Annotated in this window: 23 protein-coding genes and 1 pseudogene; 9 read left to right on the forward strand and 15 right to left on the reverse strand. The window is 40.0% G+C overall.

What is annotated here, in order from left to right; genetic code table 11:
* Positions 1–420: 420 nt before the first annotated feature.
* From R7E47_RS10435 to R7E47_RS10460, 6 genes and pseudogenes are all read right to left on the reverse strand, one after another.
* Positions 421–1,641, reverse strand: a complete 1,221-nt coding sequence (locus R7E47_RS10435; RefSeq protein WP_068864952.1) for an oligosaccharide flippase family protein — start codon at positions 1,639–1,641, stop codon at positions 421–423.
* Between the two features lie 45 nt (positions 1,642–1,686).
* Entirely contained in the window at positions 1,687–2,433 is a 747-nt protein-coding gene (locus R7E47_RS10440) for a hypothetical protein (protein WP_029841780.1), read from the reverse strand.
* A 12-nt stretch (positions 2,434–2,445) separates the two neighbouring features.
* Positions 2,446–2,925, reverse strand: coding sequence for a glycerol-3-phosphate cytidylyltransferase (gene tagD / locus R7E47_RS10445; protein ID WP_269043324.1), 480 nt, complete (start codon positions 2,923–2,925; stop codon positions 2,446–2,448).
* A 175-nt stretch (positions 2,926–3,100) separates the two neighbouring features.
* The gene (locus R7E47_RS10450; RefSeq protein WP_318084238.1) at positions 3,101–4,093 is read right to left on the reverse strand and encodes a Wzz/FepE/Etk N-terminal domain-containing protein; all 993 of its coding nucleotides are present in this window, start codon (positions 4,091–4,093) and stop codon (positions 3,101–3,103) included.
* A 304-nt stretch (positions 4,094–4,397) separates the two neighbouring features.
* A pseudogene (locus R7E47_RS10455) lies at positions 4,398–6,758 on the reverse strand (SLBB domain-containing protein); the annotation flags it as partial.
* Between the two features lie 345 nt (positions 6,759–7,103).
* Entirely contained in the window at positions 7,104–7,619 is a 516-nt protein-coding gene (locus R7E47_RS10460; protein WP_318084242.1) for a porin family protein, read from the reverse strand.
* A 648-nt stretch (positions 7,620–8,267) separates the two neighbouring features.
* Here R7E47_RS10460 and R7E47_RS10465 point away from each other — a divergent pair.
* The 9 genes from R7E47_RS10465 to waaA all read left to right on the forward strand — a co-directional run bounded on the left by R7E47_RS10465 (position 8,268) and on the right by waaA (position 17,429).
* Entirely contained in the window at positions 8,268–8,492 is a 225-nt protein-coding gene (locus R7E47_RS10465; protein ID WP_318084244.1) for a hypothetical protein, read from the forward strand.
* Positions 8,493–8,565: 73 nt separating this feature from the next.
* Positions 8,566–9,237 (forward strand): YjbF family lipoprotein, encoded by a 672-nt coding sequence (locus R7E47_RS10470; RefSeq protein WP_318084296.1) that lies wholly within the window; start codon positions 8,566–8,568, stop codon positions 9,235–9,237.
* Complete coding sequence (locus R7E47_RS10475; RefSeq protein ID WP_318084245.1) at positions 9,237–9,998, forward strand: YjbG polysaccharide synthesis-related protein; 762 nt, start codon at positions 9,237–9,239, stop codon at positions 9,996–9,998. The genes R7E47_RS10470 and R7E47_RS10475 overlap by 1 nt, the downstream gene beginning before the upstream one ends.
* Positions 9,999–10,000: 2 nt before the next feature.
* The gene (locus tag R7E47_RS10480) at positions 10,001–12,199 is read left to right on the forward strand and encodes a YjbH domain-containing protein (protein ID WP_318084247.1); all 2,199 of its coding nucleotides are present in this window, start codon (positions 10,001–10,003) and stop codon (positions 12,197–12,199) included.
* 141 nt (positions 12,200–12,340) lie between these two features.
* Entirely contained in the window at positions 12,341–13,282 is a 942-nt protein-coding gene (rfaD, locus tag R7E47_RS10485) for an ADP-glyceromanno-heptose 6-epimerase (RefSeq protein ID WP_017634969.1), read from the forward strand.
* Positions 13,283–13,409: 127 nt separating this feature from the next.
* The gene (gene lpxM / locus R7E47_RS10490; protein ID WP_017634970.1) at positions 13,410–14,396 is read left to right on the forward strand and encodes a lauroyl-Kdo(2)-lipid IV(A) myristoyltransferase; all 987 of its coding nucleotides are present in this window, start codon (positions 13,410–13,412) and stop codon (positions 14,394–14,396) included.
* Positions 14,393–15,115 (forward strand): glycosyltransferase family 25 protein, encoded by a 723-nt coding sequence (locus R7E47_RS10495; protein WP_053807624.1) that lies wholly within the window; start codon positions 14,393–14,395, stop codon positions 15,113–15,115. Before lpxM ends, R7E47_RS10495 begins: the two co-directional genes overlap by 4 nt.
* Positions 15,112–16,167, forward strand: coding sequence for a lipopolysaccharide heptosyltransferase II (waaF, locus tag R7E47_RS10500; RefSeq protein ID WP_025768326.1), 1,056 nt, complete (start codon positions 15,112–15,114; stop codon positions 16,165–16,167). The genes R7E47_RS10495 and waaF overlap by 4 nt, the downstream gene beginning before the upstream one ends.
* Entirely contained in the window at positions 16,161–17,429 is a 1,269-nt protein-coding gene (gene waaA / locus R7E47_RS10505; protein WP_258500840.1) for a lipid IV(A) 3-deoxy-D-manno-octulosonic acid transferase, read from the forward strand. Before waaF ends, waaA begins: the two co-directional genes overlap by 7 nt.
* 28 nt (positions 17,430–17,457) lie before the next feature.
* On the opposite strand, the gene R7E47_RS10510 is transcribed toward waaA, so the two are convergent.
* The 9 genes from R7E47_RS10510 to R7E47_RS10550 are packed head-to-tail and all read right to left on the reverse strand — an operon-like array spanning position 17,458 to position 24,772.
* Entirely contained in the window at positions 17,458–18,318 is an 861-nt protein-coding gene (locus R7E47_RS10510; RefSeq protein ID WP_104979958.1) for a glycosyltransferase family 2 protein, read from the reverse strand.
* A 39-nt stretch (positions 18,319–18,357) separates the two neighbouring features.
* Positions 18,358–18,987 (reverse strand): NeuD/PglB/VioB family sugar acetyltransferase, encoded by a 630-nt coding sequence (locus tag R7E47_RS10515; RefSeq protein WP_033905966.1) that lies wholly within the window; start codon positions 18,985–18,987, stop codon positions 18,358–18,360.
* Positions 18,988–18,990: 3 nt separating this feature from the next.
* Entirely contained in the window at positions 18,991–19,866 is an 876-nt protein-coding gene (locus tag R7E47_RS10520) for a formyltransferase family protein (RefSeq protein WP_225467971.1), read from the reverse strand.
* On the reverse strand, positions 19,859–20,599 hold the full coding sequence (locus R7E47_RS10525) for an SDR family NAD(P)-dependent oxidoreductase (RefSeq protein ID WP_225467970.1): 741 nt from the start codon (positions 20,597–20,599) through the stop codon (positions 19,859–19,861). The genes R7E47_RS10520 and R7E47_RS10525 overlap by 8 nt, the downstream gene beginning before the upstream one ends.
* A gap of 5 nt (positions 20,600–20,604) precedes the next feature.
* Positions 20,605–20,820, reverse strand: coding sequence for a phosphopantetheine-binding protein (locus R7E47_RS10530; protein WP_021453150.1), 216 nt, complete (start codon positions 20,818–20,820; stop codon positions 20,605–20,607).
* Positions 20,821–21,888, reverse strand: coding sequence for a ketoacyl-ACP synthase III (locus R7E47_RS10535; RefSeq protein WP_021452986.1), 1,068 nt, complete (start codon positions 21,886–21,888; stop codon positions 20,821–20,823).
* A gap of 3 nt (positions 21,889–21,891) precedes the next feature.
* On the reverse strand, positions 21,892–22,119 hold the full coding sequence (locus R7E47_RS10540) for a phosphopantetheine-binding protein (RefSeq protein ID WP_031827230.1): 228 nt from the start codon (positions 22,117–22,119) through the stop codon (positions 21,892–21,894).
* Between the two features lie 4 nt (positions 22,120–22,123).
* Positions 22,124–23,659, reverse strand: coding sequence for an amino acid adenylation domain-containing protein (locus R7E47_RS10545; RefSeq protein WP_318084254.1), 1,536 nt, complete (start codon positions 23,657–23,659; stop codon positions 22,124–22,126).
* A gap of 24 nt (positions 23,660–23,683) precedes the next feature.
* The gene (locus tag R7E47_RS10550; protein ID WP_318084256.1) at positions 23,684–24,772 is read right to left on the reverse strand and encodes a DegT/DnrJ/EryC1/StrS family aminotransferase; all 1,089 of its coding nucleotides are present in this window, start codon (positions 24,770–24,772) and stop codon (positions 23,684–23,686) included.
* Positions 24,773–24,786: the final 14 nt, after the last annotated feature.

The raw sequence follows: 24,786 nt of genomic DNA on the forward strand, positions 1-24,786 counted from the left end.
AAAAAACTTTCAAAAAATTAAAATAAAAAATAGAATACAGAATATATATTAAAGAAATACTTATTAACGAGTAAACCTTAACTGGCAAGTCAAAGATATATTGTAATTGAAAGATCAAAAAGCGATATATTTTTAAATTTAATAACGTGTCAATAAAGTCTTTATTTATGAATGCATTATAATATACTACAACATCTCCAATATTATTTCCCATAGGGTTTATTGAGATTGACATCAGAGAAAAAATCAAACTTATGGAGAGTACTAACGCCCAATATGTTTTTTTTCCCGGGTATAATAGTGATAAAGTGAATAACCCAACCAGAAAAAACAAAGGAATATATAGTAAGCTACAAAATAGCCATATAATTATAAATAAAGCAAATAAGATATGTTCTAACCCTAAACTAAGTGTGTTCTTCAAAATATTTTAGCCTTAGAAGCAAAAAGCAACCTAAATGACATAACTGAAAAATTAAAAAATACAATTAGCGACGCCGATATATAAACATCAAATATATGTGAAAAAATAAATAAAGAAAGGAGGAGCGCATACAATAGAGAACTGTATAATATAGAGTAATTGAATTCCTTAGCATACCCCATCACAACCAAGATGCAATTGCCAAAAAAATGAGATATAATATTAATGATGACATTAAATCCTAGTATGTAAAATACAACAGCGCTATCTAAAAACTCCCCGCCGGCATAAAGCTCAATTATATACGGAATAGCCCAGTATATAAATATTCCGACTGGTATAGCTATAATCAAACAATATTTAATTACTTTAAGTACTAATTTAATATTTTTAGTATTAGATATACGAGGATATAATGCCTGATTAAGCATGTTAATCGGCAATTGGATTAAAGAAACAAACTTATTCGCCAAATCATAGACTGATACAAAGTGAGTGTTAGTATATGCACCTAAAAGTGTAATATTTAACTTTTCAATAAAAACTACAGAAACCCTAGAAGTGAAGAATAATGATGATTCTTTAATGGTTTCAAATACTTTACTACGTTCAAATGGGGTTAATCTAATATTGTATTTTAGAAATGGGTATAAGAACATTACAAGGTTAGAAAAAATCAAACTAAGAGACAATATATATAATAAAGTATCACCATCTCCAGCATCTTTTATTAGCAGAAAAATTAAAATCAAAGAAAAAAACTTCGCAAACAGATTAGAAAGTGCAACTAATCTCATTTTCTCCATTCCCTGATAAAACCACTGGATAAGAAAGACATCAGAAATGCATGTTATAAACGCGATATATAAAAGTTTATTATCAACGCCTAGATTTCCAAAAACACTAAGAATAATAAAGAGTATAAAACAGCTAACAATCAAAAAAATCAATTTACTATAGAATACGTAGCTAAAAATCTCAGATAACTTGACATTATCATTTCTATTAATTGACACTGATTTAGTAGCGGATATAGTAAACCCGAAGTTTATGAAAATAGAAAAAAATCCAACTATCGCTTGTGATAAGACAACTTCACCATAACCGTCAGTCCCTAGAATTCTCACTACATAAGGGTAATAAAACAAAGGCATTGCAACTAATAGCACTTGAATTACTGTCAAGTACGAGAAGTTTTCCCATAGTTTTTTATCCATAGTTATTGAGCCTTTGTACAACTAAAAACATTTATTCGCTCACATTCAATTCAAATTATTAAATTTAGTTTCCAATTCATGTATAAGAAGGCCTTGCTCTCCACATACATTGTATGAGTCTAATTCTTTAAAATCATAGTTTGAAAAATCAATAAAATTACTCATTTTGGGAGTGCGCCAGTCAAGGCCATAATGCCTTTCAAAAATCTTTTCACAATCCGTCGGTATATATACCCCCCACGACTGATTAAACTCTAGTTCAAATAGAACATAGTCAACAGAAAAATAGGTTTGGTATTTTTTCTTAATCAATTTAGAAAAATCTATATCAGGTCTTTCTTTTCTAAAGTTAGGACAACGGTGAGTTACTTTTTCCTTTGAGTAATCTAGCTGAAAGAAATCGATCCTAACACCATTAAAATCAAATGATAACTCTACTAAATCATCACCTACTATTGAAAAAGCAACTAAAACCGCACCAAAATGGTTCATTTTATTAATAACTTCAATATCAAGTTGCTGCCCTTCCATCAAAGCGAAATCATAGTCATCTGCATATATAAACTTACCATCTCGATATATTGAAAGAAGGGTACCAAACATAGGGAATACTTTAAGATTAGAGTTTTTAATAAGCTGTAATACACTCTCGGCATGCTCAGACTTATTTGGATTAACTCTTTTAGATTTCCTATATTTCCTTATCTTCATTATTGCTAAATCTAAAAATGATACTTTCGTGGAAAAACCAATAATTTGGGTTTTCACTTTGTATTTTAACTTATCTAACATGTTAAAACCTCATCATGCCTTAGAGAGACTCTTTACGATCTCTAAGGCGCTATGCAATGTATCCTCAACTAGAGTTAAATTAACATTGTCTAACGTCGACAGTTCTTTTTTTATACTTGTTGTCGATATATCTTCAGTTCGCGGCAAGTACACTACATCACATAGCTCTTCTAAAAAATCAAACTTACCTTCCCAGTCATCACCCATTGCAAACACATTGACCCCGTACTTTTTAACATCATTTATTTTCTGATCCCAGTTTAGCTCTGGAAAAACCATATCAACATATTTGCAAGAATTAACTATTTCAGCTCTTTCCTCATATGAAAAGAAAGATTTTTTCCCTTTTAACTCGTTAAATTCATCAGAAGAGATACCAACATATAACTTATCACCAAGTTCACTAAGCCTTTTAAGCAGTCTGACATGACCAATATGAAAAAGGTCAAACGTCCCGTAAGTAAGAACTATCTTTTTTTTAGCAGTATTCATTATTCACCAAAAATTTTCATTTACTAAAATTTATATAAAGATCCATTACCCACAAACAACCTTTACCGGGGATAGTTGAACTCTTCGTATTTTAAACAGATTTCAGTCTTAAAATTCTACAAATCAATCAGCAATAATATTATTATTACAATTAATAACAATACTAACTTAAGACTCAAAAATGGCATGCTGCATAATCATTAGATTTTTTTCTAAATGCAAAGTTAAATAATACAATTACAACGCCCAGCACGCCTCCAATTAGAGTCCCTAAAATACAAATTAACGCACGCTGAGGACCATTTTTAACCTCTGGAACTACTGCCGGATCAACAATTTTGAAAATAAACTCTTCTTGGACCTCTGCAAGCATTAAGCTTTTTGTTTGCTCTTCAATAAGTTTATAAAAAGTACTCTGCATATCTGTCACGGCAGTTTTTTTCAATTGGATATTTAAGTAAGATAAGTTTTGAGTTGTTTCATTAATAGTACGCTCGCGCATGACTTTATTTATATCTTCAACCAACCAAGTAACCCAATCCTTTGCAAGATAAGGAGAATAAAACTTAACAGATATTCGATATAAGCCACTCTCTTTATCCTGAGTTATACTTAGTACTTCTTGGTTAAATACTTCAAATGCCTCTTGAGCTGTTGGCACCGCCCCACGTAAGCCTTGTGCTTCACGTAGCCATGTACCAGTTTTAGGGTCATATAACTTTTTGTCTAGGACAAGCTTGTTGTTTTCCAAATCCCAATCGGTTGCGGCCATTAAAGGTACAAGTAAATCATGCTTATTTATAAATGCTTCTACAAATTGGCGAGATTTCATTACTTGTACTGCCAGATCTGTTTGTGAGGATTCTCCTGCGCCAAGATTAACACCAGCCAACGCTGCTAGCCCCCCCAGTTGGCCTGCCATTTTTGATAATCCACCACCATTCGAGGTTTCTGCTGGTGCTAGGAGTGCATCCGCTTTATAAATATTCGAAAGACTCAAAGCATAAAGGACTGAGCTGATAGCGAATACAAACGCGGTTGCGACAATAAGCAACTTTCCTTTCCATAAAGCTTTTAAGAGTTCACGTAAGTCGATTTCATCATCTGTAGGTTGTGGGTTAGGTGGATATGGTAGGTAGTTTGGATTGGGTTCTTTTTGTGGTTCCATTGGTCTTTAATCCTAAGCTCTGAGGTTCGTTATACTCAATTCAGAGATTGGTGGAATTTGATTAATTATTCTCCGACTTTCAAAACACAACCGTGCTGTGACAAGATTCCTAGTCTCGCTTCGGCTCGCTGGAATGACGGGCTACGGCTGAATAATACCACTATTGGTGTTCAGAGTAGTATTTGCCGTTTTGATTAATAATGTTCATAAGGTTGAGCTTATGTAACTTAAATCGTTACATAAGCTCTTACTATCAATGTATTTCTAATCTTGTTTAAGCTGATTGGAATAACCTTGTCATTCCTTACTTCAACGCGTTGATCGCTACACCTGTTTGGTAAAGAATCTGCGTGGCAGCTGTCCAAGTGCTTAATGCATCACGGTAGTCAGTATCAATTGGTACAACAATGGTATCGCCTGCTTTTAGCTCTTCATGATTGTTACCGAACCAGTATCCTGATGTTGGTTTGTAAACCGAGCCGTCTGCGCGTACAACGAAGATACGATCTTCATCTGCTTGTTTTTTCGCACCACCTGCTTTATTCAAGTAATCATCCACACCTAGCTTGTTATCCAGTAGATATGTAATTGGAACCTGAACTTCACCCATGATCGAAACCGTGTTGCGGAAGGTCGGTACAAATAGGAAGTCACCGTCTTCTAACATAAAGTCGGCAGAACGCTCATCTTTAAGGATACGATTAAGCTGTACCACCATACGGCCAAGAGCCTTGCTACGGCTTGCTTCTTCAATAAACTTCAGCGTTTTATCTGGGTCTGAGATCACTGAACCCATATTACTATCAGCTCGGAAGGTTTTCTTCGCTGTCTCTGCTCGCATATCTGCCGCATATTGGTTTAGTAGCTTTTGCTCTTGAAGGCGCAAAGCTTCACGAGTAAAGATAGCCCCTTGTGGGTGCGCAAATTCGGTCAAACCACCAGCTCTCTCCAACAGTTCACCTAAAGTTTCACCTTGACGAACGGTATAAGTGCCTGGGAAGCGAACCTCACCTTGTAACGTTACTGTACTTTGTACCTTCACATCAGGCTTTTGCAGGATATTAAGTCTATCTCTACCCACAATAATCACATCACTGTTTACGTCACCTTGAATCGCTTTACGTAGGTCAATTCGTTTAATATCAACAGATGCTCTTTCATCGAAACTTCTAATTACGGTGCGGGCAAGCTCTGCGTTAATAGTGAATGCCCCGTATGTTAAACCGCCAGCGGCCTCAATCAAGTCAGAGATTTTCATACGAGGTGAAATTGGGTATCGACCCGGATATTTTACCTCACCAGTGATTTCTGCAATTTGAGGAGCTAGCCCCAAACGCGATTGCTGTTGTAACTTTAGTAACACTGGGGCAAGAAGAGTTGAACGCGTATTTCGCTTTAACTCCTGCATTTGTTCATCTGTAACGGGTTTTCCTTGCCACATCATACGAACATCTTTACCCGTAACATTAGCTGATGATGATTCAAGATTCTGTTCTTGTTCTTCTTTTTTAGCTTGCAGCTGTGCCTGTTCCAGGCTTTTTGCCTTATCATCAGTTTCTAAAAATGAATCAACACTTTTGTTACTCAATCGGTTAAATACCAGTACTCTATCTCTTGAGTTTAACGTCAAGTTATCTTTACTCGTTGGGGAAAGAATTGCATTAGCAAGGTTAACTTGGTAAACCTCGATGTCACGTTGTGGGTTAACCTCACGAACAACAACGGCATAGTTTACATCTGCAGTAGAATTAAATGAGGCATCAACAGATTGGAATAAATCTGCAATTCGCAGACCGTTCTTCCACTCAATAAAGCCGGGATGGCGAACATCACCTTCAATTTGCACGTAACGAGTTAGTTCTTCACTCTTCTTCAGTACATTAACGGCGTCACCATCTTTGACTTTAGTTTGCTGGTCATGTGACTGGCTAAAGTTCAGTGTTAATACATCGCGAGCACCTTTAGTGGCGTAACGCTTCACTTCGATTTGATCGCTATAAGCGTTAGCCGTAAAACCACCAGCCATTTGAATCGCTTGCTTATAGGTTTCACCTGGTTTGATTTCATAGATTGCGGGGCGGTTTACTTCACCATCAATCGAAATCGTGTTACCCAATGCACCGATGAAGACCACGTCTCCTGGTAACAGTCGAACATCATTACGCGCATCACCTTTCAACAAAAGGTCGTACATATCAAGCTTACGAATTACCTGACCATTACGCTTAAGTTGCACATTACGCAGGGCACCACTCTCACTAAAGCCACCACTATAGTAAATCGCTTGAGAGATTGTGGTTAGTGCACTAACCGTGTAAGCACCTGGCTTGAAGGCATCACCCATAACAAAAACTTGCATGGTACGCATTTCACCTAACGAAATATCACTGCGAACCCCGATCATTTGCTCTTTTACACGCTGATTTAGAGAATCGCGCACGTCAGGGAATGTCATGCCGGCTACTTGAACAGGACCAAGAGAAGGAAAATTAATGATACCAGCGCGATTAACGCGAAGGCGATGCGTCGTGTTCTCTTTACCAAACAGTTGGATAACGATTTCATCACCAGCTCCTACCGTGTAGTCAGCCGGAACAGGCACGTCACTAATTGGTGCAAATGTCGTCGGTGAACCCGCAAATAAATCTAAACCAAAACGCTTTAGACCTTGTTCGTCTTTTTCTGAATCGTTTACTTTTGCTTCAGTCGCGCTGCTAACAGGCGGACGTTGCTCAATCACTTGAGGGTTTTGGTAATTACTTGGCTGAGAAGATGCGCCGGATGGAATAGAGATGCCATACTTACTCGCCAGTGCTTGTTGCTGATCAACTGGTAAGTTCTGAAACATCTGAATTTGTTCTGGGGTTGGAGTCTGCGCAATAGTAAGCGGCGCAAATAGGCTTGCCAGAATGCAAGCACCTATCGAGAAATATCCTTTGAGCATGATAATTCGCTATTTAAAGTCAGGAGTTAAAAATCCTAGCCACAAAACTAGGCACTAGGTCTTTAATTAAAACCGGTGTTGAAAGCCAAGAGTAAGTGCGTTCAAGCGTGCCTGGTCTTCAGATGTGCTATCTACGAACTCAAAGACAACCGCATTCTGCTTGTCCAAAGCATAATGCATACCCAAGCCAAAGCTAAAACCTTGATCTTTATTAGAGCCTACATTTTGTTGGTCGATCTGGACACTAGAATAACCGGCAAGTCCGTAAAGTGCTACACGCTCGGAGACAGGCATATTCAACTTAATAAAACCACTCGCAAGACTATCTACTGCAAGTCCGCTATCTCGTTGTACAGAAGTTCCGTAACGTGCTTCAAAAGCGAGGTAATCATTGAAGAAGTAACCAGCTTGCGCTTGAAGAAGGAAAGGGTTTCCCTCGGTTACTGGAGAAGAGGAATGATGAAATTCAGCGTTAGAGTAACTTACTAACGCACCAGCATAAAAATCTGCTGAGGCAGAAAATGAGCACAAGCCTAAGCTGATTGCACTCAACGCCCCTAGCCATGGTCGTTTCTTAATCACGTAAGTGTTCCTTGGGTGTCGACTGACCGCTGCACATTATGAACGACGCGCGCAGTGAATGTCTGTTAACTTTTGTCAATTTCGCTTGTGCGTTTACACGCTACCGCCCGGCGGCATTACGCGTTAGCCACTGTTCGCTGATTCCCGATTCATTCGGTTTATTGATATAAATATTCTTTTTAAGCCTCACTTTTGCGACTAGCCGTTCAAAAAAACAATCTTTTATAAACGCAACACAAAAGCTGGCAAATTATGCATGTATTAGCGCAAAACGGCAAGGGGGCAAAAACGTCTCAGATTTCCGTTTATGGTTCGTAAATTCTCACGAATGAGAAAAACACTGGCTGTCAGCCGCTTAAAACAGAACACCGTTACGGATGCATTGAACAAAAATGTGAACGTTTGCGTAAACTCAGAGGTGGCTTGAAGTAACGCAGTAAAAATAAGCATTTTGATTAAATACAACGATCAAACCTAAGCAATTCTCTATTCTTAACTCTCAGCCTTGCAACAATTTTTCTTTAACGTTAGGTAAATTCACATAGGAAACTGTTTACATGCTGATTGTTTTTTAACTAAAATGAACAATGGTATGTTCTAAACAGACCAAACATCGATGTTTTTATACCGGATATACAAGGATTAATAATGAAGAATACAGCTCTAGCTATTCTTATGGCTCTAAGCGCATCAACTGCATTTGCAGCGACTGAAGCTGGTACAGCTGGTACAGCATCTGCGTCTGCAACTGGCACAACTGCAGTAGCAGTAGGTGCAGCAGCAGCAGTAACTGTAGTAGCAGTTGCAGCGTCAGACAGTGATTCAACTTCAACGTCTACTTCTAACTCTAACTCTACATCCCTAAATAAATAATTTTTTAGTTTTGTAGATATGGAAACAATCGCCCTGAACTATTCAGGGCGATTTTATTTGTAATGAGGGAATGATGAACACCTTTCTATCGCAAAAATGGATGCGCTTACTTATTGCCCTACCTTTAATGAGTTCAATCTTTGGCTGTACACAAAAATTTAATGACGTTTCCGCGACAGTCCAAGAAGCTTATAGCAACTACATCGATGTCGAGCTAACATCAGAAGAAATTGAAGCAGTTCCTTATGCTAGCGCTTACTTAAAAATTGGCGACCAAAAACAGGTCTTCGTAGTGTTAGCCTTTGCCGAGAAAAATCCATTAACTGGTAATACCCAGTTAAAGTGGGTCAGTGCAGACAAAGCCATGGTGGTAACAGAAAACGGCCATATCGTTAAAACCATTGGTTTGCAAACCACCAATCTAGCAGGGATTTATGGCACTGTGCCTGAATACTCCAAATCCTCAGAGCAATATGTCCTTTCTTACGATTGGGCTGATAAATACCGCTATGGCTTCCCGGCTAAAGTCGAGCGTTCTCATCAGGGTCAAGAAACCGTTGTCACCCCTATTTCATCTACCGTTACTGATGTTTATACAGAGGTTGTCACCTTTACCAGTTTAGAGGAAAGCGTAGATAACCAATATTGGGTAAACAGTAAGGGAGAAGTAGTGAAAACGCGTCAACACTTAGGTCCAAACATGGTACCTGTTGAACTGACGATTTTAAAAGGATACAGCAAATAATGAATAAACGACTGCTATCTTTATTAGGCCTAAGTTTAACGGCAACGATTCTGGCGGCACCTACTGCCGTTCAAGCTCAAAATCACCCATCTTCACCGCTTAATGTTGAACTTGTCGGAACGGGCAAAGCACTGCAGTTTCAACAAGCGGCACGCTTAGGGAGCATACTAAAGCATGCACAGGAACAACAAGTCGCCCTACAATACCCTTTAGCTGTTGCTCTATTTGATAATTCCGAAACAGCACTGCAAGAAAGTACTGCCTTAAAGAACTCGGTGTTGAACCAAATGATTCAACATAATTTAGTTGCACACCCATTTTACAAGTTTATCCAACAAAGCCTGTTTGCGCCTCGCGTGCTGTCGGCCATTGATGGTGATCGCATCCGTCTGGATAAATTTGATAACCCCCTTTTACAAGGTAAACTTGCGTTAAGTGCACCAAAACGTGAAGAGAAAGTGCTCTATGTAGGTAATATGGGAAAAGTCTACACGGTAGCAAACCAAGCGGGTATCGCTCTACATGAACAGATCCAGAATCTAGGTTCAAGCGATATTGGTGAACTTGCTTATCCGCCAATCCTAATTTACCCAGATGGCAAGGTCATTCATCCTCACCATGGCAGTTGGCTAACCACTCAATACTACTTACCACCACTCACCATGGTGTACGTACCGTTTGATGAGTTCGAAAACTCACAAATGGATAAAGACATTGTTGCTTTGCTTGCACAACGTAAACCAACCTCATCGAAGAATTAAACATGAACCTGATCAGAACCAGTTTATCCCTTTCGTTAATGGGTCCAGCGTTGGTGTGGGCTCAAAATATGCCATTTGAAGTGCCACCACTGCAACCTTCACAAATGGACTTTGGTGGTGTCGGCCTAATGCAGATGCCAACTGGCCGTATGGCACCTGAAGGTGAGTTTAACTTTGCGGTCACTGGCAGCGATGAATACCTTTTCTACAACGTAACTCTGCAAGTGATGCCATGGTTAGAAGCGACAATTCGCTATACTATGGTTAACGATTATCTCTACAGTAACGATCCCAATTTTTCCGGCGATACTAAATACACCGACAAAGGCATCGATTTTAAACTTCGACTTTTACAAGAGTCAGAATACTTGCCAGAGCTTTCTGTTGGTGTACGTGATTTTGCCGGTACCGGTCTTTTTGATGGTGAGTTTGTTGCAGCGACAAAACGCTACTCAAACCCAAACCTCGGTACCTTTGATTTTACTTTAGGTATGGGCTGGGGCTACTTAGGTACGCGTAACAATATCAGTAACCCTGCTTGTAAACTATCAGATAGCTTCTGCCAAAGACCAAGTGATGTAACTTCTACGGGTGGCACAACTAATGTAGATCGTTTTTTCAAGGGTACTGCGGCCTTGTTTGGCGGAATAGAATATCAAACTCTATATACTCCGCTTCGATTTAAGCTCGAATACGACAGCAACGATTACAGCGAAGATTTCCCTGTGGTCCGTAGTGGTGTAGATATGACGCCTCATACACCTTGGAACTTTGGTGTTCTGTATCGTTTAGGGCATATGGCCGATCTGCGCTTGAGTTATGAGCGCGGTGATACGTTAGTTGCAGGCGTAAGCCTTTACACAAACTTCAATGATATGCCGTCTTTCTGGCGTGATACACCAACGCCAGAAGTTGAAGACAAGCAACCAGAGCAACTGTCTGATGTAGATTGGGAACGTGTTACTGAGGAGCTGGATAAAATTGCTGGCTACCAAAATACCCAACTCTATGTTGAAGACAATACCGTTTCTGTTGTCGGCGAGCAGAAAAAGTATCGTGATCGCAATGAAGCTCATGAAAAAGCGGCGGCAGTCCTTTATAACGAAATGCCAGACAACATTGATACCTTTACTATCAATGAACGCAGTCGTGGTCTGATCGGCGATCAAACGGTTATCTCCAAAGAGAAATACCGTGACTTTGCAGAAGTTAACTACATCAATCCAAATATCGAAGATGCAACATCAACCTCAAATGATAAACCGCAAGGCAAACCTGCTTACGATGGTTTTGAGCGCTTTGATTGGGGCTTCTCACCAAAACTGGCTCAGACCTTGGGCAACCCAGAAGAGTTCTACCTGTTCAGTGTTGGTCTAAGTGGCAGCGCCTCTTACTGGCTGACAGATAACCTAGAAATTGGTGGCTCGCTATACTGGGATTGGTACAACAACTACGACAAGTTTAACTACGTCACCCCACCAGACGGCACTTCGATTCCTCGTGTACGTACCATGTTCCGTGCTTATCAAAATGAACACGCGGTAACCATGTCCAACCTACAGTTAACTTGGTTCCAAGAGTATTCAGATACCATGGACCAGCAATTCTACGCGGGCTATCTGGAGAGCATGTTTGCCGGAGTCGGTACCGAGTTTCTTTACCGACCACAAGGAGCTAACTGGGCGATTGGCGCTGACGTCAACTTAATTTCTCAACGTGATCCACAAAGTTACTTCGGTGTTTACGATGAGAAATGGCAAAATGTGCCAGAATATGGACGTCCGTTCCAAGTTGTAGATAAAGGCTTTACTGGTTTTGTGTCGGGTTATTACTACCCTCAATGGGATTTCCTACAAGATTTGATGATTCAAGTTGATGTTGGTCAGTTCCTAGCGGGTGATATCGGTACACAAGTGAATGTATCTAAACAGTTCAAGAGTGGTGTCATTGCAGGTGCATTCGCATCAATCAGTGATTTGTCGGCTGACGAATTCGGTGAAGGTAGCTTTACTAAAGGCTTCTACATTTCGATTCCATTCGACATCATGACCGTTAAGCCAAGCAACAACCGTGCGTTCTTTAGCTGGCAACCATTGACTCGCGATGGCGGTCAGAAGCTAGGTCGTAAGTACAGCTTGATTGAGCTGACGGATGAGCGTAATCCTTGGTATCAACGCCCAAATACGTCAAACGCTAAATAACAGCCTACTTGAGGGAGCTTCGGCTCCCTTTTGTTTATTCCTCCCCCAAGTGCTCTATACCTTTCCTTTTCCTTCCAATAGCGCTAATTTCTGTTTCTTGCTAGAATTCCTGAGAAAATTTTAATCTATGGTGGAAGTTCTATGATCATCGTAACTGGTGGCGCTGGCATGATCGGCAGCAACATTGTTAAAGCACTAAACGAAGCTGGTATTAACGATATCCTGGTTGTCGACAACCTAAAAAATGGCAAAAAGTTTAAGAACTTAGTTGATCTGGACATCACAGATTACATGGATCGTGACGACTTTCTGACCCAAATTATGGCGGGCGATGATTTTGGTCCGATTGAGGCAATTTTCCACGAAGGTGCTTGCTCTGCAACGACTGAGTGGGATGGTAAGTACATGATGCTAAACAATTACGAGTACTCTAAAGAGCTGCTGCATTACTGTTTAGATCGCGAGATTCCATTCCTATACGCTTCTTCCGCAGCCACTTACGGCGATACCGATACTTTCGTTGAAGAACGCGAATACGAAGGCGCACTGAATGTATACGGTTACTCGAAACAGCAGTTTGATAACTACGTTCGTCGCCTATGGCAAGACGCTGAAGAGCATGGTGAGACCCTTTCTCAAATCACCGGCTTCCGCTACTTCAACGTATATGGCCCACGTGAAGACCACAAAGGTAGCATGGCATCAGTTGCGTTCCACCTAAACAACCAACTTAACGCAGGTGAAAATCCTAAATTGTTCGCGGGTAGCGAATCATTCAAACGCGACTTCGTTTACGTTGGTGATGTATGTAAAGTAAACCTGTGGTTCTTAGAAAACGGCGTATCAGGCATTTTTAACTGTGGTACTGGCCGTGCTGAATCTTTTGAAGAGGTAGCAAAAGCAGTTATCAAGCATCATGGCAAAGGCCAAATTGAAACCATCCCATTCCCTGAGCACCTAAAAGGCGCTTACCAAGAATTCACACAAGCGGATCTGACCAAACTGCGCACCGCAGGTTGTGATGTTGAATTCAAGACAGTTGCAGAAGGCGTTGCCGAATACTTGACTATCCAAAACAGTTAAGCACCACAAGGTGGTAGAACCATAACCTGCCACCTTTACTCAAATGCAATAGCCTGTATCATTCCTAACTATCTTTTTTCTCATTTAAACCACTTCGCCCGTACACGAATAGGTAACTAGACACGCCATGACCATAAAACGTGATGACTTCGACCCTAAAGCATATAACCCTGAGTTTAAGCGCCACTTTCTGTCGCCTAAGTACTGGGGCACGTGGTTAGGTGTTATCTTATTTTTACCTTTATCATTAATGCCACTGGGTTTACAAAAGTGGTTGGCGAAAACCATAGCCAAAAAACTGTCGAAATCCCACAAGGGGCCAGCTCACCGAGCGAGGGTTAACTTTGAGCTGTGTTTTCCGGAAAAGTCGTTCCAAGAACGTGAAGCTTTGATAGAAAAAACACTCTACACAGCAGCCATGTTCTTTTTTCGCTTCGGGTTACTAAGTTTACGCTCACCAAAATGGCTTCAGAACCGTTGCCAAATTCGCGGCCTAGACATTTTACGACAGCACATTGATAACAACGAAAATGTGATTTTAATGGTTCCCCACTCTTGGGCAATTGATGTGCCTGCTATCTTGCTCGCGTCAATGGGAATGCCAGTTTCTGCAATGGCGAAGAAACAAAAGAATGATGTTGCTGACTGGCTAATGCACAAGCAAAGAGTCCAATACGGTGGCCGTGTTTATGAACGCTCAGGTGGCATTAAGCCTTTCCTGAAATCCATTCGAGATGGCTATGTAGGGTATTACCTACCCGATCAAGATCACGGCCCAGAGCATAGTGTGTTTGTGGATTTTTTTGCAACACGTAAAGCAACGCTACCTGGTTTAGGCAAAATTGCGAAACTATCACGCTCAAAAGTACTGCCTCTATTTGCGTCGATGAACACTGAAGATGGTACGTTTGATATTGAGATTTTACCAGCGTTTGAGCTGGATAAAGGCGAAGAGCAAGACGCTCGTACCTGTAATGAAGCCATTGAATATTTTGTCGGTGATAAACCCGAACAATATATGTGGGTACTACAGTTGCTGCACTCTCAAGAAGACGGCAATAACTATTACAATTTGTTTAAACCAAGATATAACAGCGACTGGAAAGTGCAGTGAAAGTATTTGTCGTAAGCTTGGCTCGATCGCTAGATCGCCGAGAACGTATTGAAGAAAAGTTAAAACAACAAGGCATTACGTTTGAATTTTTTGATGCAGTAGATGGCTCTGTTGACCGTTTTCTTCATTCAGAAAAAAGTCGTCCTACCATTACTCTACGCCGCAAAGGGTATCAATTAAAAACCAGTGAAGTCGCCTGTTTTGCAAGCCATTACGAGTTGTGGGTTCGCTGTGTTGAGCTTGATGAACCGATCGTCATCTTAGAAGACAACGTCGACCCCGTAGAAGGGCTGAAGCAAGTACTCGAACATACCCTTCCATTGACTTCTAATTATGACTACATCAAGTTGTCTGCCACTCAGAAGCGTGTATTCACCCCAATCGTACCTATTGATGATAATCATATGCTAGGGGGATACTCAGCAGGCACTTGTGGTACCACCGCTTATATCGTCACACCTAAAGCAGCCTCAAAGTTTGTTATGCATGCTCAAGAGTTTATTGAACCAGTCGATGACTACATGGAAAAACCATGGAGACATGGTGTTCAAGTTTACAGCGTGTCTCCAGATCTCTTTACTAGAGCAGAGATTGCTTCGACGATTGGTGGTAAAAGAAAAGATAAATCCAAAATGACTCTTGCGAATAAAATATACGCTGAACTTTTTAGAACTTATGAGTCAATTTTGAAATTCCTATACTGGAAAAACAAAGCATGAAGATTTTAGTCATTGGCCCTGCATGGGTCGGCGATATGGTAATGTCGCAATCGTTATATATCGTATTAAAGCAACGCCATCCAGATAGCCAAATTGACGTTATCGCTCCAGGATGGTGTAAACCGATTCTTGAGCGTATGCCAGAAATCCATCAAGCGATTGAAATGCCTATCGGTCATGGTGAGTTTAACTTATTAGGCCGCAGGGAAATTGGCAAATCATTACGTGAAAAGCAATATGACCACGCCTATATCTTGCCTAAATCAGCGAAATCAGCACTGATCCCATGGTTTGCCAACATTCCTCTTCGTACTGGCTGGAAGGGAGAAATGCGCTATGGTTTATTGAACGACTTACGCCCTAACATGAAGTCTTTTCAGTACATGGTAGAGCGCTATGTAGCGTTAGCTTATCCAAAAGCAGAAATGGTGGACTCTAACTCTCTTGGCGGGCTTGAAACCTTACCTCGCCCTCGCCTTGCAATTAACGCGGCAGAGCAACAAGCCACGATCAAAAAGTTCAACTTAGCCCAAGACCAACCAATTATCGGACTGTGCCCAGGAGCAGAGTTTGGTCCCGCAAAAAAATGGCCCGAAACACACTACGCTGAAGTTGCGACACAAATGGCTCGATCTGGGCATCAAATCTGGTTGTTTGGTTCTCAAAAAGACTTAGAGACTTGTAACAATATTCGCGCACTTGTTCCGACGCAATTCCATGAGCACATTCATGTTCTGGCAGGCCAAACCAGCTTAATTGAAGCAGTCGACTTACTTGCTGCATGTAAGACTGTTGTCGCAAATGACTCAGGCTTAATGCATGTGGCAGCTGCGGTTGGTTGTAATGTTGTTGCCGTGTATGGCTCAACTTCACCGAAGTACACCCCCCCACTCGCAGAAAAAGTGGAGATTGTTCATACCGATATTGATTGTCGCCCTTGTTTCCAGCGTGAATGTCAATACAAACACCTTAAGTGCTTGACAGAACTTTCGCCTAAGCAAGTGCTAGATAGTATCCAAAAACTTGACGCCATTACGATAAGCTCATGTTAGTTCGTATTGTTTATACCTTACTACTCGCCCTAGCGTCACCGCTGCTTTTATTTGGTTTGTACAAGAGCAAACCAAATAAGCCTCAGTTTGGCTCTCGCTGGAAAGAGCACTTTGGCATAACTCCCAAGCTAAAAAGCAACGACAAACCTATTTGGATACATGCCGTATCTGTTGGTGAAAGCATAGCAGCAACACCTTTAATTAAAGCCCTTAAGGAACAAAACCCCGAACAATCTATTCTAGTTACTACAACAACAAGTACCGGAGCTGAACAGATTGCTAAGTTGGGTGATTTAATTGAACACCGCTATATGCCAATTGACTTTGGGTTCGCTATCATAGGTTTTCTTAAAGCAGTGCAACCAAAACAGATGTTGATCATTGAGACTGAGCTGTGGCCAAACACGCTTCACAATGTTCACAAAGCGGGTATCCCTATAACTGTCGTAAATGCGCGCCTATCTGAAAAATCGTGTCAGAACTACGCCAAAATACAGCGGCTTTTTAACCAGCTTCATCCATGCCTAACTCAAGTACTCTGCCAAACGGATTCAGATGCAGAGCGCTTCGAACGCTTAGGCGTTGAGAAAAAGAAACTATCCGTTACTGGCTCGATTAAGTTCGATATTCAAATATCAGAGCAAGTGAAACAGCAAGGACAGCAGCTTCGAGCCCAACTTGGAAACGATCGTCCGATTTGGATTGCAGCTAGCACCCACAAAGGCGAGGACGAACAGGTATTAGATGCACATAGACAAGTTTTAAAATCTCATCCAAATGCTTTACTCGTTTTGGTTCCTCGCCATCCAGAACGATTTGATGATGTATTCACGCTTTGCCAACAGCAAGGCTTTAACACTGTGCGTCGTACTTCAACGCATGCAGTAGAGACGGATACTCAAGTATATCTCGGCGATACTATGGGTGAGATGCTAACGTTGATGGGCGCAGCGGACATCTGCTTTATGGGTGGAAGCCTAATTGGAGATAAGGTTGGTGGGCACAATGTATTGGAGCCTGCTGCTTTGGGCGTCCCTATTATCAATGGTCCAAGCTTCTTTAACTTCAAAGAAATCGTACATGAAATGAAGCAGAACAGCCTCATCAAAATTGTGAAAAATGAGGATGAACTGGCAAGAGCTATCGTGGCTCTAATTAAAGACGTCGCAGCTCATGAGCGCATCACGTCAGAGCTTGCTCATTTTATGTTAGCAAACTCAGGCTCCTTACAACGTACCACCACAGCCACCTCTCCTATCTAAAAAAGCCGAGTATTAACTCGGCTTTATTTTAAGCTTTAGTTTTAAACCAACGCTTTATTTTCTTTAGGTAATGTTTTTTCGATTTTTTCAGATATGTACCTAAAAAGCATATCCAATACTTATAGCGATAGATCTTGTTCAAACCAAGAATACGGATTTTATATTGCTCAAACTCTCGGTCTTCTGCCGTTGGGTCTTTTGCTTGCTGGAGACTCCAAGAGCCCTCATGCATGCTACGATAAACCGACATTTTTTCAGGGAGGTACCAGGCGCCTTGCTCGATACTATTGATAATCTGCAACACAGAGTGCTCGCCATAAAGCTTGAAAAAGTCTTCATGTTGGTAAATTAGGTCAAAAAACGGCTCTTTTCTAATAAACATCGATGCCATAGGCATAGTGTCTCCGCCCTTCTTAATGACATACTGATAAGGTATTTTCTTTTCTAAATCGCCTTGGTATCCGTATTTCTTGTCAACCAACTGGTCTTTTAGCAAAGTCAAAGAAGGATGAAAACAAGCATTAATATCCTTATGGTTTGCCAAAGCTTCAAGCTGTTTTTGAAGCTTGTTGTCATCAACCCAATAGTCATCACCTTCACAAAAAGCGATGAACTCCCCATCAACATGAGGCAACATGTTAAAAAGTACAGCTGATGACCCTTTAGAGTATATATTCTCCTCTGGATAAATTCTCTTTATTTGGCATTTCCCAGAATACTCATTAAAAACTCTATCGATAATTTTTCGACTATTGTCAGGAGAACAATCATCATGTATAAGCAACTCGTATTCAAAGTCTACTGTCTGATTAAGTATAGATAAAAGTGTCTGCTCAATATATTTTTCGTGATTATAGCAAGTACAAATAACCGAGACTTTGGTGGACATTTTATTCCTCTGTCTTCTATTTTATTTAATTAAGAAGAGTTATATCTTTTTAGCAGGATTACCTAGAACGGTGGTATTTGACCTCACTTTGGTAAATACGACAGCTCCCATGCCAACTGTCGCATCATCTGCTACTTTAACTTTAGGGTGGATAGTTGCTCCGGAGCCAATCAATACTCTCTCACCAATTTCTACATGACCATTGATGGTATTGCTTCCTAGTAAAGAGGTATAGCGACCAATTTTGACATCATGTCCAATAGCACAATTACAGTTGATGAGCGAAAAGTCACCAATAGCTGCACCAGGAGAGATGCTGCAGTTTGGGTTAATAATTACACCTTCACCTATTAAAGAGAATGGGCTCAACACAACACTAGGGTGAATAAATGAGATAGCATTACCGCCTTTATCTTTTAGCATTTCGGCAATACTAGCCCGAGCATAACCTTCCCCTCCAAATGCCAAAATAAAATCAAACTGTTCAAGATCATCTAGCATGGAGATTGATTTTACTTCGTGGCCATAAAATGTTGTTCCTGATACAAAATATTCGTCAGTCACACAAAAACACAAGAAACGTTCACGAATATCATTTACATCTTGTATCCAGCTGTACACTTCCGCAGCTAGGCCACTAGCTCCAAATATAATAATTGGATTAGACATTATTTACCCCTGCTCAATCTCGGTTTTTTCAACGTGTATTTTTAACAAGCCAAACTCATCATTTATCACGATGCTATTTTCGCTACAATTTACAGATTTATCGCTTGGTTCATCAATAAACTGATAAGCACGTACAGAGTATCTATCACCATCATTATCAATTAGAGCCTTAGGAAAAACTTTAAATGGTCCATAATCTAATGCTCTCAATATGCGATAGTTCTCAAGCGTTGATTGTTTTATATCTAGCCAGCCATTTCCGGGAATATCTTTGGACAGGTACAGATAGTCGTATCTCAATGGCTGTTTAGTCAAGCAAGGAGTACTGCCTGTTTGCAACAATTCATCAATTACGTTTGAAAAGGCTTCTAATCCGGCATGCATACATTTATGAGCGACCTGATATGCTTTGTCATGCTTATCAACTAATACGTCGGAAAAAGCAATAGCCTCACCAGTGTCTACACCTTCATCAACATAATGCCAAGTGACACCGGTTTTTTCTAATTGATGAAAAATAGCCCAACTAGGTGCGTTTCTTCCTCGTAAATTTGGTAAAAGTGCATTATGAAAATTGATAATAGTTACATTCTTTAAAGTCAGTAACTTCCCTTTAAAAAGGTAGTTATTATTCGCACTGATGATTAATGTATTACCAGACAGCCACCTGAGTAACGAAGACTCGATATCTTCTTTCGTATGCTTAAATTGATATGCGACGTCGTGTTTTTGAGCAAATGACTCAAGAGTAGAAAAAGGTTGCATCTCTGTCTGTAACAATTTCAGCGTCACATCATATTGAAGAAGCTTGGAAGCAACGTCTTGAGCTATCTTACCAAAACCGATCACGATTACGGTTTCAAACTTTAATTTAGACACTGCGCCCTCCATCAATCACAAGATCTAAACCAGTCACCCAGCGAGACGCTCTGCTACTCAAAAAATAACAGGCCTCTGCAACATCTTCAGGTTTGCCTAAACCTAAAGGATATAGGTTATCTAACTTTTCAAGTGCTGCTTCGCCCAAATCAACCGCTACATCTTTTGTGTGCTTGGTCTCAACCCATCCAGGCGAAACGGTATTTACTCTGATTTTACGCGGAGCTAATTCTCTAGCCATTGATTTACTTGCAGAAATCAAAGCCCCTTTTGCTGCAGAATAAGCAACTAATCCTGGCTCACCAACGAAATGGGCAATGCTAGAAATCAGTGTAATACTTCTATCCTGAGACTTATCTGAATATAAAGCGTTCGAAAAAAGCTGGCAAAGGATCAAGTGACTATTCACGTTCGTTTGCATAGTCAAAAGAAGCTCTTCATCCGATACTAACTTCAACGGCAAGATTTTATGGTAGCCCGCAGCACAGATAAGATCTGTAACTTTACCTTGCTCAGTAACGATCTTTTTCAGCAGCGGTTTTAATGATGAAGGAGACTTCAAATCCCAAACATAAGCGGCTGAGGAATCTTTTCCTAAAGATTCCTCAGCGATTTTAAGGCTCTCTTCATTACGTCCAAGAAGGATCACAAAGTTTCCCTCTTGAACATGTTTGTGAGCAATACTCAAGCCAATGTCTGAAGTCGCTCCTGTGATAAGAACTTTTCTTTTCATCGAAATTACTGAGGAAGTAGCTCGAGCAATTGACCCACAGTTTTTCGTTCGATTAAATCACCGTGCCCAATTTCTACTTGATATTCATCTGCGAATAAAGTGATAAGAGATAATTGGGCTAAAGAGTCCCACTCTTCCGTTTCTTGATATTCAAAATCAGGAGTTAACTCTTCTACTTCCAACTCTAGGATCTCAGCTAGTTCTTCCAAAAAAACAGTCATTTATACATCCAACTTAATTAGTTTACATAGTGTAAGTTCATTGACATCAACCAAGGTCGCCCCCCAACTCAGACCTACACCAAAGCCTGATAATAGTGCTTTTTTACCCTCAAAGCCCGAATTCTTCATCCAAGATGATAAAATCGACATTGGAACAGTTGCGGACGAAGAGTTACCATAAATAGTCACTACCTCTGAAGGTAACTGCTCTTCCGTTACCTTCAGTGCTGAACGGAAACGATCCAAGATAAACTTATTTGCTTGATGAAAGAAAAAGTAGTCAATCTCTTCTGGTTTTGTGTTCGTTTCAATAAACTCTTTAATAAAATTGATTACCGTTGTTTGAGTAAACGTAAAAACGTCTCTACCTTGCATGACCAAATGCTCAGAACAACGCCAATTCCCTTCTTCGTCCTCAGCAAGAGTGGCAGTATCAGAGGTACAAGGGTTTACCATACCACCTGATGGGATCATTAAAGCTTTTGCTCCTTTACCATCATGTTTGATCTCAAGAGGGGCCTTCACATTTTCCGCTCTTCTTTCTATTAAAGTGATAGTAACTGCATCCCCAATAAGAGGGTATGAGTTACGATCTTTTAAAGAAACCTTACGGCTTAAAACATCACCAGCAATTAGCAACACTTTTTGCGCATCACTATTACGAACTAGGCTCGAAGCTTCAAACAAACCTCGAATATAGCCATTGCAACCATCGTTGATGTCCATGCAATAACAATCGGTTTTAAAGTCAAAAGCGCCATGTACTATCGAAGCCGTTGACGGAATTGGGTAATCAGGAGTTTGAGTTACCACCAAAATTCCATCCACATCCTGATAGTCGCACCCAAGAGTGGTTGACAGGTCCTCAAGCAAAGGAAAAATCATATCAGTGAGCGCCGTTTCTTTTGAAACAACATGATGTTGATTGTATCCCATTAGCTTCTTCAGCTTTTTAGAACTCTGCTCTGTGTGTGAGTAGTTTTTTATCTCATCATCAAAGTAAGAAATATGCTTTGGAACGGCTGCGACTATCCCTTTCAGCGAGATATTGCCAATATCACTTTTCATAAATTAACCTTGAATCGTTTTAAGATACTCACCAATAACATGCGGCGAAACAAAATTCTCAGGAACCAAACCTTCACCAGGAATTGAAATAGCTAGCTGAGCTTCGATCTCACTTACTAGGACTAACAAATCAAAAGAGTCCAACAGACCTGATTCAAAAAGTTCAGTATCTTTAGCAAACTCATGTTCTGGTTTCATTGTGGTTAAGATTGCTATAATTTTTTCACACATACTACTATTTAACCTTTACAAATTCTTGTAGCGCTTTCTCTGAAAAAGCTTTTCTATTTAACTTACCATTTGGCGTAAAAAGCATTTCCTTTATAAAGCCAATCTTGCTTGGAATCATGTACTTTGGTAAACGTTTCGTCAGTGCAACTTTAAGCTCAACTTCACTCATCGAACTACTGCATTGAACAAAAGAATAAAGCACTTTATCTTCTGATAAATAACCAACAATACACTGTTCGACAGCATCTAGCTCCATGATCTGAGACTCAATTTCACCAAGTTCTATACGATAGCCATTGTGCTTAATCTGGAAGTCTTTTCTACCAATATAATAAATTAAACCATCAACAAGTCTAACCAAGTCTCCGGTACGATAGATCATATCAATGTATTTATCTTGAAGTGGGTTTTGACAAAATACCTCTTCTGTTTTTTCTGAGTTAGCCCAATACCCAAGCGCTAAGCTAGAGCCTCGAACGCACAATTCACCTTCATCATTACGTTGGTCGTTTTCATCTAGGATTAGAATTCCTGAGTTATGGCAAGGGATCCCTATAGGTAAGCTATCCCCATCCCAGTCTGACGGCACATCATAGTAGGTGCAATCAACGGTAATTTCTGTTGGTCCGTACAAGTTAGAGTAATGAGCATTAGGATGCTTATCTAACCAGTACTTAATCGTCTTCGCTGGCATTACTTCCCCAGCAAACAATACATTCTTCAAGCATGGCAATTGAAACTGATCAAGTAACTTAAGGTTCGCAATATTTACAAGCAATGAAGGAACCCAGAAGATCGTTGTTATTGCTTTTTCTTTCAGGTATTCAAGTGTTTTCTGAGGAAAAATAAACACGCTTTCAGGAATAACATGCAATTCTGCCGCATTAGACAACGCCAAATAGATGTCTAAAGTCGAATTATCAAAGAATAGTGGTGCTTGACTACCAATAATATCAGCCTTGCTCACTTGATAGGTTGAATTAGCCCAATCAATATAATCAATAACACTAGAATGGCAAATAGTGACACCTTTTGGTGTGCCTGTAGAGCCTGAAGTAAAAATTATATAACATGGATCTTTATCAATAACGGTTTGATTAAACTTTTCGATATCAGCCCAAATATCTTGCATAGGTAGCTTAGATGTTGGTATTTCATCGATATTAATAGTTGAAATTGGACTATCTAATTCTAATGAATTTAATAAATTTCGAGACGTTTCATCATAAAGAACAAGACAATCTTGAAGGTTAGATAAGATCTTTAATAGTCGTTCTTTAGGTGAGTTAATGTCTACGGGACAGTAAATCCCTCCAGCCATTGTCGCAGAAAAGATCATGGAGAGTGCATTTACAGATTTTTTCGCAAATACAACAATCGGCTTGTTTAAACTTCCCTGCTGTCTTAGTTGCAATGAGATAGCATATGACTTTGCTGTACTTTCTGCATAAGTCAAAGAGTGGTTCGAATCCGAAACACAAATATTTTCTGGATGTTTCATCGACGATGCTTGTAGATATTTCAGGATGCTGTTTCTCATCTTATACTCTCTTTTTGCAACCAATCATGATTTTTTAAGTATTTGTTTTATCTTGTTTACCATTGATTCACACAAATCAAAATATATAGGCAAGCATAAGATCCTTTTACTAATCGAGCGACTAACTTCACATGGAGTTCCTTCATGACCATAACTATCAACAAGATCTAAACTTGGATAAAAGTACCTTCTTGGAAAAATGTTATTCGCTTCCAAGTTAGCCTTAGCTCTAAGTAATGACTGCTCCGAGTCAAACACGATTGGTACGTACGCACCATTAGGTTTTGAGCTATCCGACCAATATTGCATTTGGAAAACATCAGAAAGGTGAGTTTGATAACTTTTCCATAAACCTCTTCGCTTGGTCATGATACTTTCTATATCATCTAGAACACAGTGACCCATAGCGGCTTCAAACTCATTCATCTTGGCATTAGTTCCAACGCCTTCTATCGAATCCGGTCCCGTTATTCCAAAGTTAATCATAGAGCGTACTTTAGCTGCTAGCTCATCACATTGTGTAATCACAGCTCCACCCTCTATCGTGTGGAATAACTTTGTGGCATGGAAACTTAATGTACTTATATCACCGTACGTTAATACACTTTCTTTATTTAGGTCCACACCAAAAGCATGAGCGGCATCATAGATAACTTTTAGGCCGTGCTTGTTTGCTATAGCTTGAATCTCATTGACTTTACATGGGTTACCAAACACGTGCACCGGTACTATTGCAGACGTTTTTTCTGTAATAAGATCTTCAATTAAATCAGGATTGATATTAAAGGTATCACTTTCAATATCACAAAAAACAGGGGTTAAATTTTCCCAATTAAGCGTGCTTGTGGTCGCAGCGAAAGAGAAAGGTGTTGTGACCACCTCTCCAGCTAGATTAAGTGCTTTGTAAGCAACTTGAAGTGCCAATGAGCCATTTGCTACCAATATAACATGCTTAACACCAAGATACTCAGCTAGTCGAGATTCTAAATCCTTAACGAGAGGACCACTATTGGTCAACCAACCGCTCTCGTACACACGATCAACATATTGTTTATACTTATCTTTTGACGGTAGATATGGTTTTGTTACAGGAACAATTTCATTGCTCATCATTTAATATCTCATTG

The sequence above is a fragment of the Vibrio sp. Vb1026 genome (assembly GCF_033338745.1).
GTDB classification, from domain to species: Bacteria; Pseudomonadota; Gammaproteobacteria; order Enterobacterales; family Vibrionaceae; genus Vibrio; species Vibrio alginolyticus.

Bases quoted from the DNA above. Each gene is read 5' to 3' on its own strand.
- R7E47_RS10525 (WP_225467970.1), bottom strand. From the start codon at position 20,599: ATGAAAAGAAAAGTTCTTATCACAGGAGCGACTTCAGACATTGGCTTG.
- R7E47_RS10450 (WP_318084238.1), bottom strand. From the start codon at position 4,093: ATGGAACCACAAAAAGAACCCAATCCAAACTACCTACCATATCCACCT.
- R7E47_RS10540 (WP_031827230.1), bottom strand. From the start codon at position 22,119: ATGTGTGAAAAAATTATAGCAATCTTAACCACAATGAAACCAGAACAT.
- waaF (WP_025768326.1), top strand. From the start codon at position 15,112: ATGAAGATTTTAGTCATTGGCCCTGCATGGGTCGGCGATATGGTAATG.
- R7E47_RS10440 (WP_029841780.1), bottom strand. From the start codon at position 2,433: ATGTTAGATAAGTTAAAATACAAAGTGAAAACCCAAATTATTGGTTTT.
- tagD (WP_269043324.1), bottom strand. From the start codon at position 2,925: ATGAATACTGCTAAAAAAAAGATAGTTCTTACTTACGGGACGTTTGAC.
- R7E47_RS10550 (WP_318084256.1), bottom strand. From the start codon at position 24,772: ATGATGAGCAATGAAATTGTTCCTGTAACAAAACCATATCTACCGTCA.
- R7E47_RS10435 (WP_068864952.1), bottom strand. From the start codon at position 1,641: ATGGATAAAAAACTATGGGAAAACTTCTCGTACTTGACAGTAATTCAA.
- R7E47_RS10515 (WP_033905966.1), bottom strand. From the start codon at position 18,987: ATGTCTAATCCAATTATTATATTTGGAGCTAGTGGCCTAGCTGCGGAA.
- R7E47_RS10530 (WP_021453150.1), bottom strand. From the start codon at position 20,820: ATGACTGTTTTTTTGGAAGAACTAGCTGAGATCCTAGAGTTGGAAGTA.
- rfaD (WP_017634969.1), top strand. From the start codon at position 12,341: ATGATCATCGTAACTGGTGGCGCTGGCATGATCGGCAGCAACATTGTT.
- R7E47_RS10535 (WP_021452986.1), bottom strand. From the start codon at position 21,888: ATGAAAAGTGATATTGGCAATATCTCGCTGAAAGGGATAGTCGCAGCC.
- R7E47_RS10545 (WP_318084254.1), bottom strand. From the start codon at position 23,659: ATGAGAAACAGCATCCTGAAATATCTACAAGCATCGTCGATGAAACAT.
- R7E47_RS10465 (WP_318084244.1), top strand. From the start codon at position 8,268: ATGAAGAATACAGCTCTAGCTATTCTTATGGCTCTAAGCGCATCAACT.
- R7E47_RS10510 (WP_104979958.1), bottom strand. From the start codon at position 18,318: ATGTCCACCAAAGTCTCGGTTATTTGTACTTGCTATAATCACGAAAAA.
- R7E47_RS10475 (WP_318084245.1), top strand. From the start codon at position 9,237: ATGAATAAACGACTGCTATCTTTATTAGGCCTAAGTTTAACGGCAACG.
- R7E47_RS10480 (WP_318084247.1), top strand. From the start codon at position 10,001: ATGAACCTGATCAGAACCAGTTTATCCCTTTCGTTAATGGGTCCAGCG.
- waaA (WP_258500840.1), top strand. From the start codon at position 16,161: ATGTTAGTTCGTATTGTTTATACCTTACTACTCGCCCTAGCGTCACCG.
- R7E47_RS10470 (WP_318084296.1), top strand. From the start codon at position 8,566: ATGAACACCTTTCTATCGCAAAAATGGATGCGCTTACTTATTGCCCTA.
- lpxM (WP_017634970.1), top strand. From the start codon at position 13,410: ATGACCATAAAACGTGATGACTTCGACCCTAAAGCATATAACCCTGAG.